Source organism: Aquitalea pelogenes (assembly GCF_001515305.1).
Lineage (GTDB): Bacteria > Pseudomonadota > Gammaproteobacteria > Burkholderiales > Chromobacteriaceae > Aquitalea > Aquitalea pelogenes.
This window is the reverse complement of the sequence record NZ_LNQV01000039.1, coordinates 1-16,055: the sequence shown is the minus strand read 5'-3', so window position 1 is coordinate 16,055 and position 16,055 is coordinate 1. Positions and strand designations below refer to the sequence as shown.

Genomic DNA, 16,055 nt, shown 5'->3' with positions numbered 1-16,055 from the left:
CGATTCGGAGAAAACGAATGAGCTCTAAAGGGCAAATGTTACAAGACCCGTTCCTGAACATCCTGCGTAAGGAACACGTGCCGGTTTCCATCTATCTGGTTAACGGTATCAAGCTGCAGGGTCAGGTCGAGTCTTTTGACCAATACGTCGTGCTGTTGAAGAACACGGTAACCCAGATGGTATACAAGCACGCCATCTCCACCGTGGTACCGGCCCGTCCGGTTAATATCCCGCACGAACATCCGGGTCAGAAGCAGGATCAGCAAGACGCCTGATCGGGCCGAGCGCTGAATCCTCCACGGGCCGCCAGACTGTGTCATCCAGACACGGTTTGTCGGCCTTTTTTCATGCCAGGTTCGGCTGCAGCCATGCTCAGCAGTTGCAGCGCAACCCTTTATAACGGTTTTGAATACTGTGTTTGATCGTCCCGATATTGGAGACCAGGCTGTGCTGGTCTGTCTGGATTTTGGTGATCCGGATCATCAGGAAAATGTTGCCGAATGTGCCGAGCTGGTTCGCTCTGCCAATGTCACTGTCACCGGCATCATCCAGGGCAAGCGCCAGCGTCCGGATGCCGCCTTGTTTGCCGGCAAGGGGAAAGTGGAAGAGGTTGGGGTGATGGTGAGGGCCACCGGTGCGAATGTGGTGATTTTCAATCACCAGCTATCGCCAGCGCAGGAGCGCAATCTGGAACGCGCGCTGCAATGCCGTGTGATCGACCGTACCAGCCTGATCCTGGACATCTTTGCCCAGCGCGCCCGTAGTCATGAAGGCAAGCTGCAAGTCGAACTGGCGCAACTGTCGCATATCGCTACCCGTCTGGTGCGTGGCTGGACCCACCTGGAACGCCAGAAGGGTGGTATTGGTCTGCGTGGACCGGGTGAAAGCCAGCTGGAAACCGACCGCCGCTTGCTGGGCAATCGGGTAAAGGCACTGAAAGAACGCCTGGCCCAGGTACAGAAGCAGCGCAATACCCAGCGCCGTGGTCGTCAGCGCACCGGCATTGCCTCGGTCTCCATTGTCGGTTACACCAACGCAGGCAAGTCCACCTTGTTCAATGCGCTGACCAAGGCACGTGCCTATGCGGCGGACCAGCTGTTTGCCACGCTGGACACCACCAGCCGCAAGCTGTTTCTCAATACCGAAACATCCATCATTGTTTCGGATACCGTCGGTTTCATCCGGGATTTGCCACATACCCTGGTTGCGGCATTCCGCGCCACACTGGAAGAAACCATCCAGGCTGACCTGTTGCTGCATGTGGTCGATTCTTCCAACCCCTTGCGCGATGTTCAGATCGAAGAAGTCAACAAGGTGCTGGCTGAAATCGGCGCCGACTCCGTGCCGCAGCTGATTGTGTGGAACAAGACTGATTTGCGCCAGCTGCCAGCGGACATTGAACGGGACGAGCATGGTGAAATCCAGGCCGTGCGTCTGTCCGCGCTCACCGGGGAAGGGCTGGAACTCTTGCGTGAAGCACTTGCCGAACGCTTGCAGTCACCTGATAACCAACATGAAGAACAAGACGAATATGTCGCAGAATGATCCAAACCGGGGACGTCAGGGCAGTGACGGACCGCCGGATCTAGACGAAGTATTCCGCCAGCTCAATCAGAAGCTGGCACGTTTGCTTGGTGCCCGTCCTCCGGCAGGAGGGCAGCCTGGCCCGGAACCCAAGGCAGCATTCAAGGGCGGAGCCATCGCCGTGGTCGGTGTCCTGGCGGCACTATGGCTGGGTAGCGGATTTTATGTCGTGGATGCCAAGGAGCAGGGGGTGGTGTTACGCATGGGCAGTTTCAGCCGCGTCACCGATCCGGGTTTGCAATGGCACCTGCCTTACCCGTTTGAGAAAGCTGAAATCGTCAACCTGACCGAACTGCGCAGCGTGGAAGTCGGGTATCGCAGCAATGCCAAGAACAAGGTGCCGGAAGAGTCGCTGATGCTGACGGCAGACCAGAACATCATCGACGTGCAACTCTCGGTCCAGTACGACGTGAAGGACCCCAAGGCCTTCCTGTTCAACAATGCCTCTGCCGATCGTAATGCCAACGATATCGTCAAGCAGGCTACGGAAACGGCCATCCGCGAAGTTGTCGGCCGCAACAAGGTGGACTTTGTCCTGAATGAAGGTCGTGCCCAGATCGCCGCAGACGCACAAAAAGTGATCCAGGACATTCTGGATCGTTACGGCCTGGGGGTGCGTATTGCCAAGGTCAACATCAATGCCGTGCAGCCACCCGAGCAGGTTCTGGCCGCATTTGATGATGCCGTGAAGGCAGGTCAGGACAAGGACAAGCTACGCAACGAAGGTTTGGCCTACGCCAATGATGTAGTGCCCAAAGCCAAGGGCATGGCGGCCAGACTGGAGCAGGAGGCGGAAGCCTACCAGCAGAAAGTGGTAGCGGAGGCAGAAGGCGATGCCTCCCGATTCAAGCAAGTGTTGTCGGAATACAACAAGGCCCCCAAGGTCATGCGTGACCGCCTCTACCTGGACATGATGCAGCAGGTAATGAGTGCCAGCAGCAAGGTCATTGTGGATCAGAAGGGCGGCAATAGCCTGCTCTACCTGCCGCTGGACAAACTGATGCAAGCAACAGCGCCAACAGCACCCGCTACGGCCAGTGCAGCTTCGGCACCAGCAGCAGCGCAGCCTGCGGCTCCGGTAGCACCTGCCGTGCGTGGTAACAAGAATGGTCGCGATTTCGGTCGCAGCCGTGACATTCTCGGCGGGGAGCGCTGACATGCAGAAACTCATGCCAACTTTGCTCGCGGTACTTGCCGGCCTGTTCATCGCCAGCCTGTCGCTGTTTACTGTCGACCAGCGCCAGTACGCCATGGTCTTCCAGTTTGGCGAGGTGAACCGCATCATCACTACCCCGGGCATCCATTTCAAGATACCGCTGTTGCAGAATGTGCGTTATTTCGACCGCCGCGTGCTGACCATCGATGCCGAAGCCCCAGAGCTGTTCAACACCCGCGAGAAGAAGAACGTGCTGGTGGATAGCTATGTAAAATGGCGCATTGTCGATGTCGAACAGTTCTACAAGAGCGTTGGTTCGGAAGCCGCAGCGGTCGCCCGCCTGAAGCAAACCATCAATGATGGCTTGCGCGCCGAGTTTGGCCAGAAGACGGTTGCCGACGTAATTTCCGGCAAGCGGGACGAGGTGATGGACACGGTTCGCAAGCGCGCAGACGCAGATGCGCGTAAAATAGGCGTGGAAATTCTCGATGTACGCTTAAAACGAGTCGATTTTCCGGATAAAATAAGTAACTCTGTCTATGACCGCATGCAGTCAGAACGTCGTACCGTCGCCAGCCAGTTGCGCAGCGAAGGTGCTGCCGATGCTGAACGCATCCGTGCCGAAGCAGAAAAGCAACGCGATGTCATCCTTGCCGAGGCCTATAACAAGGCGCAGCAACTGAAAGGTGCTGGCGATGCCCGGGCAGCAGCGATTTATGCTGAAGCCTATGGCCGCAGTCCGGAGTTTTACGCGTTCTGGCGCAGCATGGATGCCTACAAGGAATCGTTCAAGAACAAGAGCGATGTCATGGTGCTGGACCCGAACAGCGAGTTCTTCAAGTACTTCAAGAACCCGCAGGCTGCCAGCAAGGGCAAGTAAGCGTTGTCTTGATTCTACAATCAGTTTTCATGACTGGCCGGACACCCCGGCCAGTTTGCCGTAAACAGGGCGGGGTGATGAATCCCGCCTTTTATTTGTCGAAAACGGAATATGCGTAACTGGCTGTTACCCGAATACATTGCGGACATTCTGCCCGCCACTGCCCGCCAGGTGGAGTCTGCCAAGGCGGCGATGCTGGAACAATTCCGCTGTGCAGGCTATGAACTGGTCCTGCCGCCGCTGATCGAATATGTCGATTCGCTGATCGCCGAAGGGGATACCGCGCTGGATCTGAAAACCTTCAAGCTGGACGACCAACTCTCCGGTCATCAGCTTGGGTTGCGCGCCGACATCACCCCGCAGGTGGCGCGTATCGATGCTCACCTGCTGGGCCATCGCACCGGTGTGACGCGCTTGTGCTATGCCGGTAGCGTGGTGCATACCCGTCCCAACGGTTTGATGAGCTCGCGCCAGCCCATGCAGGTTGGTGCCGAGCTTTATGGATACGCCGGTATCGAGGCGGACATTGAAATCATCGAACTGATGTTGTCCACGCTGGAGCAGGTCAAGGTACCGCAACTGCGTCTGGACGTCGGCCATACCGCCATTTTCCGTGGTCTGGCCAATGCCGCAGGCTTGTCGCCGCAGGCAACGCGCGAGCTGTTTGCCGTACTGCAAAACAAGGATGCAGCCAGCATTGCCGAACAGGTTGCCGGTCTGGCTGAACCGTATCGTTCTGCCTTCCTGGCCCTGCCCGAACTCTACGGCCCGGCCAGCGTGCTGGAAAAGGCGCGTACCCGTCTGCCTTCATTGCCGGAAGTGGAACTGGCACTGATGCAGCTGACTGCCATTGCCCGTGCCTTTGAAGGCCGTGTTGCCATCAGCTTCGATCTGTCCGAGCTGCGCGGCACGCACTACCATACCGGTTTGATTTTTGCCGCCTATGCCCCGGGCTGGGCGGTGGAGCTGGCCCGTGGTGGCCGCTACGACAATGTCGGTCGTCGCTTTGGCCGTGCTCGTCCTGCAACAGGTTTCAGTCTGGATCTGCGTGATCTGATCCAGATCCTGCCGGAACGCGGCAGTGCCATGGGCATCCGCGTTTCCAATCGCCATCTGCCAGCGGCACAGGCAGAAGTCGAGCGCCTGCGCGCCGGCGGCGAAGTCGTGATCATTGATTATCTGGGGGAATCAGCCGAGGCCATCGGCTGCAACCGTGAACTGGTTCCGGCCGCTGACGGCTGGCAGATCGTCCCCTTTAACTGATTTTTAGTTTGACTGAAGAAGAGGTTTTTCCAATGTCCAAGAATGTTGTCGTGATCGGTACCCAATGGGGTGATGAAGGCAAGGGCAAGATCGTTGACTGGCTGACCGACCACGCACGTGCTGTGGTACGTTTCCAGGGTGGTCACAATGCGGGCCACACCCTGGTGGTGAATGGCAAGAAAACCGTGCTGCGTCTGATTCCGTCCGGCATTCTGCGTGAAGGCGTGGAATGTTTCATCGGTAATGGCGTGGTGCTGTCGCCTGAGGCACTGCTGAAGGAAATCGACGAACTGGAAGCTGCTGGCGTGAATGCCTCGGCCCGTCTGAAGATTGCCGAAGGCTGTCCGCTGATCCTGCCTTACCACGTGGCGCTGGATCAGGCGCGCGAAGCCGCGCTGGGTGCTGGCAAGATCGGTACTACCGGTCGCGGTATCGGCCCTTGCTATGAAGACAAGGTTGCCCGCCGTGCACTGAAGGTGATCGATCTGTTCAATCCGGAACGTTTTGCCTCCAAGCTGAAGGAAAACGTTGAGTACTACAACTTCCTGCTGACCAATCTGCTGAAGGCAGCCCCGGTAAGTTATGAAGCCATCCTGGCTGACACCATGAAGCTGGCCGAGCGCATCAAGCCGATGGTGTCTGATGTGTCCCGCACGCTGTACGACATGGACAAGGCCGGTACGCCCATCCTGTTTGAAGGTGCCCAGGGCACCCTGCTGGACATCGACCACGGTACCTATCCCTTCGTCACCTCGTCCAACTGCGTGGCTGGTGCCGCAGCACCGGGTGCAGGCGTTCCGCCGCAAATGCTGAGCTACGTGCTGGGTATCGTGAAGGGCTACTGCACCCGCGTGGGTTCCGGTCCCTTCCCGAGCGAACAGGAAAACGAAATTGGCGCATTCCTGGCCAAGCGTGGTAACGAGTTCGGTTCGGTTACCGGTCGTCCGCGTCGTTGTGGCTGGTTCGATGCCGCTGCGCTGAAGCGTTCCATCCAGATCAACGGTGTGTCCGGTCTGTGCGTGATGAAACTGGACGTGATGGACGGCCTGGAAGAAATCCAGCTGTGCACCGGCTACATGCTCGATGGCAAGAAGATTGACATTCTGCCCTTCGGTTCCGATGCGGTTACCAAGTGCGAACCTGTCTACGAAACCATGCCGGGCTGGACGGATTCCACCGTTGGTGTGAAGCGCTGGGAAGACCTGCCGGCTAACGCCCAGGCTTACCTGAAGCGTATCGAAGAAGTATGTGGTGCACCGATCGATATCGTTTCCACCGGTCCTGACCGTGAAGAAACCATCGTACTGCGTCATCCTTACGGCCTCTAATCCTGGCCTGATCCAAAAAAGCCCACCTCATACGGTGGGTTTTTTTTATGCATCAGTACTGGCATGATAGCGCTAACACCCTGGATGCAGTCTCTCTCCAGCGCGTGATTCACCTGCCTTGCCTCCCCCTGGAAATGACATGAGCACACCTTTGAATGCCGTACTGCTTGGCTATGGTTATGCCGGTAAAACCTTCCATGCTCCCTTGATTGCCGCCTGTCAGGACCTGCGCCTGTACGGGATTGTCAGCAGCAAGCCCGGGCAGTTGCAGGCGGACTGGCCTGATGCACGGTGCTGGCCCTCGCTTGAACAGGCTTTGCAAGATGCAGCGGTCGACCTGATTGTGATTGCCACCCCTAATGACTTGCATTTCGAACAGGCACGCGCTGCGCTGCTGGCTGGCAAGCATGTTGTCGTCGACAAGCCGTTTACCGTCACGCTAAGCGAGGCAAGAGAGCTGGATGAGCTGGCAAAGCAGCAGGGCGTGTTGTTATCCGTTTTCCATAATCGTCGCTGGGATGCAGATTTTCTGACCCTGCGCCAGTTGCTGGAAAGTGGCCGCTTGGGGCAGATCAGCCAGTTTGCCTCGCATTTTGACCGCTACCGTCCAGAAGTACGACAGCGCTGGCGCGAGCAAAGCGGGGCTGGTAGCGGTTTGTGGTACGACCTGGGTCCGCATCTGCTGGATCAAGCCTTGTTGTTGTTCGGGTGTCCTCTGGGAGTTACCGCCTTTCTTGCCACGCAGCGTCAGGGCGCCAAGGCAACGGATTATTTCCATGTGCAATTGCGCTATCCGGCAACGCACGTGGTATTGCATGGCTCATGCCTGGTGAGTGGCGGTATCCCGCGCTATGCCGTGCATGGCGATCTGGCCAGCTATGTCAAATACGGACTGGATACGCAGGAGTCGGACTTGAAGCAGGGCAAGGCTGTGGGCGCAGAAGGATGGGGCAATGACCCTCTGCCGGGGCAGCTGATCGTGGCTGAAGGTGATGTGAGCCGTCATACGCAATGGGCCAATCAGGTTGGTGACTATCGTTGTTACTACCAGCGTGTTGCTGCAGCCATCCGTGGGCAGGACAGTAATCCGGTGACTGCCGCCGAAGCCGCCAACGTGATGGAGTGGCTGGAGCGCGCCGTGCGTAGCGCTGCGTCGGGGCGTGAAATCTCTGCGGAGGAGGTGCTGTGAGTCTTGAGCAGGATTTGCAGATCATTGCGCAGCAGGAAGCCCTGCTGCAATTCAAGCAATTCGATGCGGACACCGCGTGGCTGGTGGGTTGCCGTCTGCGGGAGGAGGCGATACGGCGTGGTGCCGCACTGGCGATTGTGCTGACTCTCAACCAGACCCGGCGCTTTCAGTGCCTGATGCCAGGTGCCACAGCCAATAACGAGGACTGGGCCAGGCGCAAGCATAATGTGGTGCAGAAGTTCGAGCGCAGCTCACTGGCCATCGGGCTGGATTGCCAGCGTCAGCAAACCAGCCTGCAGGAGAAGAACGGACTGCCATTGGCAGATTACGCTACCCATGGCGGCGGGTTTCCGCTGCTGCTGGAAGGCGGCGTGTGTGTCGGCTCGGTCGTGGTATCCGGCTTGCCACAACGCGAGGACACCAACTGGTGGTGGATGTACTGGCTGCCATGCTGGGCCAGGAGGATGTACCCCGGCTGGATGAGTAAGCGCAGCGGCCCCTATGGCCCGCTGCGTGCTGGGCGGGCATCGGCATCCGTCAGTGTGCCGAGAAAAGCCAGCAAGTCGTTGATTTCTTGTGCGTTAAGCGCTGGCGATGCGCCCTTTTTCCCGCCAAAGGGGGCATCGCGGTTGATATTGCCATGATAAACCGTCGGCAAATCATCAAACATGACCACCTGGCCATTGCTGGCGACGGGGTACCATTTTTCCGGCTGGGTATCACGGCTGGCATAGAATTCCACCGCCTTGCGCAAATCATGGAATACCCCGTTGTGGAAAAACACCTTGCGTGTGGCCACATTGCGCAAGGACGGGGTCCGAAATAGCCCGCAATATTCTGCTTTATACATATCCTGGCGCACTGGTCCACATAGACCCATATCGTGGAATACCGTATTCCGATTTATTTCCAGTTGCCGATTGCGTGGTACACCCAGCGCAATCAGGCCAAAGTCGCTAAACGCCGGAAAAGCACCATCGGCCTGGCGCTCACTCAAATGACAGGCGGCACAGTTGCCCTTGTCCGGATTGTTGAATACTTGCAAGCCGTGCATCTCCTGACGGCTCAGTTCAGCCTTGCCTCGCAGCCAGTCATCATATTTGCTGCTATACGGGTAAAAATCGGCCGGGTTTTGCTGAAATACCTCCAGTGCCAGTACCAGTTTGTCGAAGGCTTGTGCCGGATGCTGGAAAATATCCTTGCCGAAAACTGCCATGAAGGCGTTGGCACTGGCACTGCCTTCTAGCTGCTTCACCACCTGATCTGCGCTGGCATTGGCCATCTCATTGCTTGCCAGCAATGGAATGGACGCCTGTTCGTGCACGCTGGCAGCACGACCATCCCAGGTAAAGCCCCCGGTTGGTCCTGCATCCTCACTGTCATTGCCATCGTTGTCGCGGAAGTGCTCGCTAAAAGGCGGTACGGTCTGCAAATAGCGCAGGGACGGCACGGCACGGTTACCCATTTGCTTGCCATCCAGCCCGCCAAGTTGTGCCGACTTGCCATCCGGAGGGCCATAAGCATGATCCGGGCTGTGACAACTGGCACAGGATTGCTTGCCATTGGCCGACAGCGCGGTTTCAAAGAACAGCTGGCGTCCCAGCTGGGTCAGCTGGTGGTTGTCTGGTATCGAACTGACTGCATAAATACCAGCCACCGGGCTGACTTGCGATTGCTTGCCTGCTTGTGTGCATGCACAAAGACTGCCGAGCAGCAGAAAACCGCCTAGCCAACAGGAAATACGTAACAGGGTGGTGGAGTGGTGCATGGTGCTTGATCGACGACAGGATTGTTGCAACATACCGTAGTTTCATCACGGGCTGATGACGTTAATCCTCTGTACTAGGGCCAGTAATTGCCGCCTTGCAACGTCAATTATTTTCAGTTTCTAATCCATCATCATGCTGCAACACGCCGCAGCGACAATCGCTGGTATTCAGCATACGGAGACAGACATGAAAATTTCCAGGTCCTTGTTGGCACCGATGGCGCTGACCCTTGCTCTGGCGGGGTGTAACAGCATGCCAGTTGCGGCACCGACTACTGCAGGCTCGCTTGATGCCATCCAGAGCGTAGTGGTTATTTTTGCCGAAAACCGTGCTTTTGATAATTTGTATGGACTGTTTCCCGGTGCAAACGGCATACCCGGGGTGAACCCCTCTTCACGTGGTACGTACATCCCGCAGAAGGATTTTGATGGTTCCGTGCTCCCCGTATTACCGCCAACCTGGGGGGGGCTGACGGTAGCCGGGCAGCGTGTCACCTTGTCCCAGGCACAAACCATGGGCTGGCCCAACCGGCCGTTCCAGCTGGATGATCCCAAAGGAGTGCAGGGCAGCGGCACCGTGATTGCGCAGGATGTCACGACACGAGATCTGGTTCACCGTTTTTATAACAACCAGATGCAGATCAATGGTGGTGCCAACGACAAGTTTGCCGCTTATTCCGATGCCGGCGGTCTGAGCATGGGGTATTACGATGGCAGCAAGATGGCCTTGTGGAAACTGGCGCGCCAGTACACGCTGGCCGACAACTTTTTCATGGGTGCCTTTGGTGGTTCCTTCCTCAATCACCAGTACCTGATTTGCGCCTGTGCTCCGCAATATCCGCATGCAGATGCAGCTGACTCGCCGGCGCGCGATTCCATCTCGGCCATCGACACCGATGCACAGGGACGCTTCCTGCGGCTGACGCCCGCCGCCAGTGCCAAACCATCGGTTCTGGAGGGCAAACCAAGTTACAAGAATGACGGCAACCTGACGCCAAAAGACCAGCAGGGTATGTTCTACGCAGTGAATACCATGCAGCCGTTATATCAGCCCAGTGGCAATGCCCCGGCTGCCAACGGAGCAAGTCAGTATGCGGATACTGCTAAGGCAACCACCTTGCCAGCCCAGAACGGCCCGACCATCGGGGATCGGCTGAGTGCCAAAGGTGTGAGCTGGGCCTGGTATGCCGGTGGCTGGAATGCTGCGCTCGCCGCGCGCAGCAATATCTACAATGGCAGTACGCCTAACTTCCAGCCTCATCATCAGCCCTTCAACTATTACGCCGACTTTGACCCGCTTACCCGGCAGGATAATCGTCAGGCACACCTGAAGGATTTTGATGCAGAGTTCCTCCAGGCTGCACAAGCCGGGAAGCTGCCAGCAGTTTCATTCTATAAACCGCAAGGGAATGTCAATCAGCATGCAGGTTATGCCAGCGTGGCAGATGGCGACGAGCACATTGCCCAGGTGATTGCCCGTCTGCAGCAGAGCCCGCAATGGAAGAACATGCTGATTGTGGTGACTTACGATGAGAACGGTGGCATCTACGACCATGCACCTGTCCCGCAAGGTGACCGCTGGGGGCCGGGTAGCCGAATTCCTGCCATCATCATTTCCCCTTATGCCCGCAAAGGTTTTGTCGATCACACGCAATACGATACCGGCTCCATCCTGCGCTTCCTGACGCGCCGTTTTGAGTTGCAACCTTTGCCTGGCGTACTGGAACGTGATGCCGGTTTGCGCGCTCATGGGTCAGCCCCTATGGGTGACCTCAGCAACGCCTTGCAGTTACCTGCGCAGTAACACCCCGGAGGTGTCATCACAAACAAGGCAGCCATGCGCTGCCTTGTTTTATTCCATCATCCGCAACACTTGTTTGTAAGATCCTTGCGGTGGATTTGGGTCAAGCTGTTAGACTGAATTCAGATTTTCTACCGCGTTGATACGACATGCAGTTTCTTCTTGCCCGCGGCATGCTGACGCCGCTCATCATTGCGACCGCACTATTCATGGAGAACATGGATGCCACGGTTATTTCCACATCCTTGCCCGCCATTGCACAGGATTTGCAAGTTGATCCGGTGGCACTCAAGCTGGCGCTGACCTCCTATCTGGTCAGCCTTGCCGTCTTTATCCCCGTCAGCGGCTGGATGGCGGACCGTTTCGGCGCACGTCGCATTTTCCGCTCGGCCATCCTGGTTTTCATGGCAGGTTCCATCCTTTGCGGCTTCAGTGGCTCGCTGGAGTCATTTGTCTTGGCACGCTTTGTTCAGGGCATGGGCGGAGCGATGATGGTGCCGGTGGGGCGACTGGTCATTTTGCGCACAACGCGCAAGGACGAATTGGTCCGGGCGTTGAGTTACCTCACCATTCCTGCCTTGCTGGGCCCTGTTATCGGGCCACCATTGGGTGGGTTTATCACCACGTATTTCCATTGGCGCTGGATATTCTTCATCAATATTCCTATTGGCCTGTTAGGCATGGTGCTCGCTGGCCGTTACATCGAGAATCTGCGGGATGAAAATGTACCGGCACTGGACAAGACCGGCTTCTTCTTGAGCGGAGTGGGCTTGTCCATGCTGATGCTGGGGCTGGCTACCGAGGGCAAGCATATGCTGTCTGCCAACCTTTCTTTGGCAGTCAGTGTGGCTGGAGGAGTGATGTTGCTGGCTTACTTGCTGCATTACCGCCGGGTAGATGAGCCCTTGCTTGATTTGTCCTTGCTGCGCTTGCCAACCTTTCATGCCAGTGTGCTGGGTGGTTTTCTCATTCGCATGGGGATTGGGGCCACGCCTTTCCTGCTGCCCTTGATGCTACAGCTTGGTTTCGGCTACACGCCTTTTCAATCGGGCTTGCTGACTTGTTCCACTGCAGTTGGCGCCATTTTCATGAAAACCATTGTATCCCGCGTGCTCGAACGCTTTGGCTTCAGGCAAGTACTGACCTGGAATGCCGTACTGGTCGCCTTGTCCATGGCGGTGTACGGGCTGTTTCGTCCTGAAACACCGCACTGGGTGATGCTGCTGGTGTTTGTACTGGGTGGTTTTCTGCGCTCTTTGCAATTTACCAGTCTTAACGCCATTGCCTTTGCTGACGTGGCACAGGCGCGCATGAGCCATGCAACCAGTCTGTCCAGCGTGGCGCAGCAATTGGCAGCTGGGTTTGGTGTGACTTTTGCAGCCATCATTTTGCAGACGACTGCGGGCTTGCAAGGACATGGGACTTTGCAAGGCAGTGATTTCGCCTGGTCTTTTCTGGCGATGGGCATGCTGACCTTGCTTTCGGTCGCATTTTTCTGGCGGCTGGATCGTAATGCGGGTGCTGCACTGGCAGTGCGCGGGGAGGGTAGCAAAAAGCAAGCGCAATGAAATTATCTGCGCAGAAATGGAAAAAGCCGTTGATCAGAGATCAACGGCTTTTTATTGGTGCCCAAGAGAAGACTCGAACTTCCACACCCTTGCGGGCGCTAGGACCTGAACCTAGTGCGTCTACCAATTCCGCCACCTGGGCAAAGCAAATTGTCGTACTGCAAACCAGCAGTAAATGCTGATTCTAAAAATTGTTGGTGCCCAAGAGAAGACTCGAACTTCCACACCCTTGCGGGCGCTAGGACCTGAACCTAGTGCGTCTACCAATTCCGCCACCTGGGCACTGCTTTGCTGTATCATTCAGTTGCTGTCTTGCTGCAACGAGATGCGAATTATAAACAAGTTTCTGAGGGTGTCAATGGCCCAATCTGCAAAAAAACAAAAAAACATTCCCCTGCGTTTGCAGGATCCCTTCTTGGAACGAGAAAAACTCAAATATTCCAATCCCTTACCCAGCCGGGAGTTTGTTTTGCAACTTCTGGAAAATAACGGTGTGCCAATGTTCCCGGAAGAACTGGCCGCCATGTTGTCTATCAAGAATACCGAATTGGGCTTCTTTGAGCGCCGCCTGCTGGCCATGGAACGTGAAGGTCAGTTGATCATCAATCGCAAAGGTGCAATTTGTGCCGCTCAAAAGCTGGACCTGATCAAGTGCAAGGTTTCCGGTCACCGTGACGGTTTTGGTTTCGCTCTGCCGGATGAAGGTGAAGGCAGTGGGGTGGATATCTTCCTGCCCGAGCGCGAAATGAAGAAAGTCATGCATGGCGACCGTGTGCTGGTACGTCCTTCTGGCGTTGACCGTCGTGGACGGCAGGAAGGCAAAATTGTCGAGGTGCTGGATCATGCATTCAGCAAATTGGTGGGGCGCATTCATCAGGAGCGTGGGGTATGGATTGTCACGCCTGAAGATCGTCGTATCCGGCATGAAATCCTCATCGAGCCAGGCAGTGAGAAGGATGCCAAGCACGGCCAGGTAGTGATGGTGGAAATCCTGCAATATCCGGATGCCTACCGACAGCCGGTAGCCAAGGTTGTGGAAGTGCTGGGCAATTATGCTGATCCGGGCATGGAAATTGAAATTGCGCTGCGCAAGCATGCCTTGCCGCATGAGTTTCCGGCAGAGGTATTAGCCCAGGCCAAGTCCACGCCCAAGAAAGTACGCAAAAAAGACTTGTCCAGGGATCGTGTCGACTTGCGTCACTTGCCGCTGGTGACCATTGATGGTGAAACTGCGCGCGACTTCGATGATGCTGTCTATGCGGAAAAGCAAGGCAAGGGTTTCCGACTGATTGTGGCTATTGCTGATGTCAGTCATTACGTTCAGCCGGGTGATGCCCTGGATAAGGAAGCACTGGAGCGAGGAACGTCCGTTTATTTCCCGCGCCGTGTCATTCCCATGCTGCCCGAAGCACTGTCAAACGGCATCTGTTCCTTGAATCCCGATGTCGAGCGGCTGTGCATGGTTTGTGACATGCAAATCAATGGCAAGGGAGAGGTCAGGCGTTACCAGTTCTACCCGGCCGTAATGCTGTCCAAGGCTCGGCTGACGTATACCCAGGTCTGGGACTGGATCCAGCATGGGACCGATAATCCGCTGTTGCCGAATATCCAGACGCTTTACAGTCTGTTCAAGGTATTGCTGGCTGCGCGCGCCAAGCGTGGTGCAATCGAGTTTGACTCGATTGAGACCCAGATGATCTTCAACGAGCAGGGCAAGATAGACAAGATCGTTCCGGTGGTCCGCAACGATGCACACCGCTTGATTGAAGAGTGCATGCTGGCGGCCAATGTTTGTGCGGCGGACTTCCTGCTCAAGAGCAAGCAAAAATGTCTGTATCGCGTGCATGAAGGCCCTACGCCGGAAAAACTTGAGAACCTGCGCAATTACTTGCAGTTGGTTGGGCTTACTCTTGCGGGTAACGACAGGCCGACAGCCAAGGATTATGCCAAGCTGGCTGAGCAGATTCACGGCCGTTCCGATGCGCCTGTCTTGCAAACCATGTTGCTGCGCTCCATGCAGCAGGCCGTCTATACGCCGGACAATAATGGCCATTTTGGTCTGGCTTATGATGCCTACACGCATTTCACCTCACCGATCCGCCGTTACCCGGATTTGCTGGTTCACCGTTCCATCAAGGCAGTATTGCAGGGCAGTAAATACAAACCCGGCAAGTGGGCTCAGCTGGGTATGCATTGCTCCATGACGGAGCGGCGGGCGGATGATGCCAGTCGTGACGTCGAGTCCTGGCTCAAGACTTACTATATGCAGGACAAGGTAGGCGAGGTATTCGAAGGCAAGATCAGTGCGGTCACCAGCTTTGGCGTGTTTGTGTTGCTGGATAATGTTTATGTAGAAGGTCTGGTGCATATCTCCGAACTGGGCAAGGACTACTTCCATTTCCGCAAGGACATTCAGGCAATCGTTGGCGAAAAGAGTGGGATGTCTTATCGCCTCGGCGATACGCTGACGGTAAAGGTGGTGAGCGCCAATCTGGAAAATGCCCAGGTTGATTTTGCACTGGTACGTGATACAGCACAGCCGGTTTTGGCTTCTCCTGGTGGCAAGCGCGAGAAACCACAGCATGCAAGCCATACTGCTACATCCTCCCGCAAGCAGACCAATCATGGTGGGCGTAGTCGGAATCAGCATGGCAAACATGCTGCCAGCCGCCAAGATAATGTCGCTGCTGTTCTGCAAGCGGCATCGGCAGCATCCGGCAGGGCAAGGAATCAGCGTAAACCGGCAGCGGTGCCAACGCCGGTGGATCCTCGACCGCCTGTGAAAGATGAGCCAGCGAAGTCGACAGCCACACGACGCAAGCCTGCGGGAAGTTCCGTGGCTGCGCAGTCTGCGGGGGATGCTGTTGTGCCTGCTACGCGTTCGCGCCGTAAGCCGGCTGCAAGTTCTGAGGCAGCGGTACCATCTGCACCGCGCGGCCGTAGCCGAAATGCCAAGAAGCCGGACAGTCAGTAAGCTGTCATGAGGACAGCCCTCTCTGGTATCAGAAATGGCTGACTCAGCAAAAAGCCCGGCCCAGCCGGGCTTTTTGCTGCCTGTGTCGGTGCTGAGACCGGCTTTTTGCGCCAGTTTCCTGCATGCGTCAGCGTCAGGATGAACGCCGGTGCGCCGCTGACTGTGCACCCGCAGCAAAGCAGTCATGAAACCCGCATTTCATAAAGCATTACCATTCAGTGACTTAGCGGTCTGTGCGACGGAATTTTGGCAAAACCTGCAGATTTCTTCGCACAAAGTGTTGACGAGGGTGGGTCAGGGCGGTATAGTTCGCCTCCTCAGCAGACAACGCAGCGACGGAAACGAAACGCAGCGACCTGCACCGCTCTTTAAAAAACAGAATAACCGATAGGTGTGAGTGCTTGGCGAAAGCCAAATACTTGCACTGCGAGAGAGAAAGTAAACAGTCCAAGAAGTACTTGTTTATTCTTTGATCTTGCGTGCCAGAAATTTGCTATGAGATTGAACTGAAGAGTTTGATCCTGGCTCAGATTGAACGCTGGCG

The 16,055-nt window shown here is 56.2% G+C and carries 11 protein-coding genes, 2 tRNA genes and 1 pseudogene; 11 read left to right on the top strand and 3 right to left on the bottom strand.

Features of this window, described 5'->3' with window-relative positions; all coding sequences use genetic code 11:
* The first annotated feature begins 17 nt into the window (after positions 1 to 17).
* From hfq to AWT75_RS20970, 8 genes and pseudogenes are all read left to right on the top strand, one after another.
* Complete coding sequence (gene hfq / locus AWT75_RS15370; protein ID WP_045844760.1) at positions 18 to 275, top strand: RNA chaperone Hfq; 258 nt, start codon at positions 18 to 20, stop codon at positions 273 to 275.
* A gap of 139 nt (positions 276 to 414) precedes the next feature.
* Positions 415 to 1,545 carry a GTPase HflX gene (gene hflX, locus AWT75_RS15365; RefSeq protein ID WP_062790212.1) on the top strand — a complete coding sequence of 377 codons (1,131 nt, stop codon included), beginning with the start codon at positions 415 to 417 and terminating at the stop codon, positions 1,543 to 1,545.
* The gene (gene hflK, locus AWT75_RS15360) at positions 1,514 to 2,740 is read left to right on the top strand and encodes an FtsH protease activity modulator HflK (RefSeq protein WP_239689624.1); all 1,227 of its coding nucleotides are present in this window, start codon (positions 1,514 to 1,516) and stop codon (positions 2,738 to 2,740) included. The genes hflX and hflK overlap by 32 nt, the downstream gene beginning before the upstream one ends.
* A gap of 13 nt (positions 2,741 to 2,753) precedes the next feature.
* Positions 2,754 to 3,620 carry a protease modulator HflC gene (hflC, locus tag AWT75_RS15355; protein WP_374556394.1) on the top strand — a complete coding sequence of 289 codons (867 nt, stop codon included), beginning with the start codon at positions 2,754 to 2,756 and terminating at the stop codon, positions 3,618 to 3,620.
* 111 nt (positions 3,621 to 3,731) lie between these two features.
* Complete coding sequence (locus tag AWT75_RS15350; protein ID WP_045844763.1) at positions 3,732 to 4,883, top strand: ATP phosphoribosyltransferase regulatory subunit; 1,152 nt, start codon at positions 3,732 to 3,734, stop codon at positions 4,881 to 4,883.
* A 32-nt stretch (positions 4,884 to 4,915) separates the two neighbouring features.
* A complete protein-coding gene (locus AWT75_RS15345; protein WP_045844764.1) occupies positions 4,916 to 6,211 on the top strand; it encodes an adenylosuccinate synthase in 1,296 nt (431 codons plus the stop codon).
* Positions 6,212 to 6,350: 139 nt separating this feature from the next.
* Positions 6,351 to 7,400 (top strand): oxidoreductase, encoded by a 1,050-nt coding sequence (locus AWT75_RS15340; RefSeq protein ID WP_062790188.1) that lies wholly within the window; start codon positions 6,351 to 6,353, stop codon positions 7,398 to 7,400.
* Positions 7,397 to 7,765 (top strand): annotated as a pseudogene (locus AWT75_RS20970) (heme-degrading domain-containing protein); the annotation flags it as partial. The gene AWT75_RS15340 and the pseudogene AWT75_RS20970, both read left to right, overlap by 4 nt.
* A gap of 134 nt (positions 7,766 to 7,899) precedes the next feature.
* Here AWT75_RS20970 and AWT75_RS15335 read toward each other — a convergent pair.
* Positions 7,900 to 9,201 (bottom strand): cytochrome-c peroxidase, encoded by a 1,302-nt coding sequence (locus AWT75_RS15335; RefSeq protein WP_082696143.1) that lies wholly within the window; start codon positions 9,199 to 9,201, stop codon positions 7,900 to 7,902.
* Between the two features lie 154 nt (positions 9,202 to 9,355).
* Between AWT75_RS15335 and acpA the strand changes: the two genes are divergently transcribed.
* Together acpA and AWT75_RS15325 are read left to right on the top strand one after the other, a co-directional pair.
* Entirely contained in the window at positions 9,356 to 10,972 is a 1,617-nt protein-coding gene (gene acpA, locus AWT75_RS15330) for an acid phosphatase (RefSeq protein WP_062790182.1), read from the top strand.
* Positions 10,973 to 11,118: 146 nt separating this feature from the next.
* Positions 11,119 to 12,537, top strand: a complete 1,419-nt coding sequence (locus AWT75_RS15325; protein WP_045844769.1) for a DHA2 family efflux MFS transporter permease subunit — start codon at positions 11,119 to 11,121, stop codon at positions 12,535 to 12,537.
* Positions 12,538 to 12,592: 55 nt separating this feature from the next.
* Here AWT75_RS15325 and AWT75_RS15320 read toward each other — a convergent pair.
* Together AWT75_RS15320 and AWT75_RS15315 are read right to left on the bottom strand one after the other, a co-directional pair.
* Positions 12,593 to 12,679, bottom strand: a tRNA-Leu gene (locus tag AWT75_RS15320).
* Between the two features lie 53 nt (positions 12,680 to 12,732).
* Positions 12,733 to 12,819: transfer RNA gene (locus AWT75_RS15315), tRNA-Leu, on the bottom strand.
* 76 nt (positions 12,820 to 12,895) lie between these two features.
* On the opposite strand from AWT75_RS15315, the gene rnr reads away from it, so the two are divergent.
* Positions 12,896 to 15,511 (top strand): ribonuclease R, encoded by a 2,616-nt coding sequence (gene rnr, locus AWT75_RS15310; RefSeq protein WP_082086652.1) that lies wholly within the window; start codon positions 12,896 to 12,898, stop codon positions 15,509 to 15,511.
* Positions 15,512 to 16,055 lie beyond the last annotated feature (544 nt).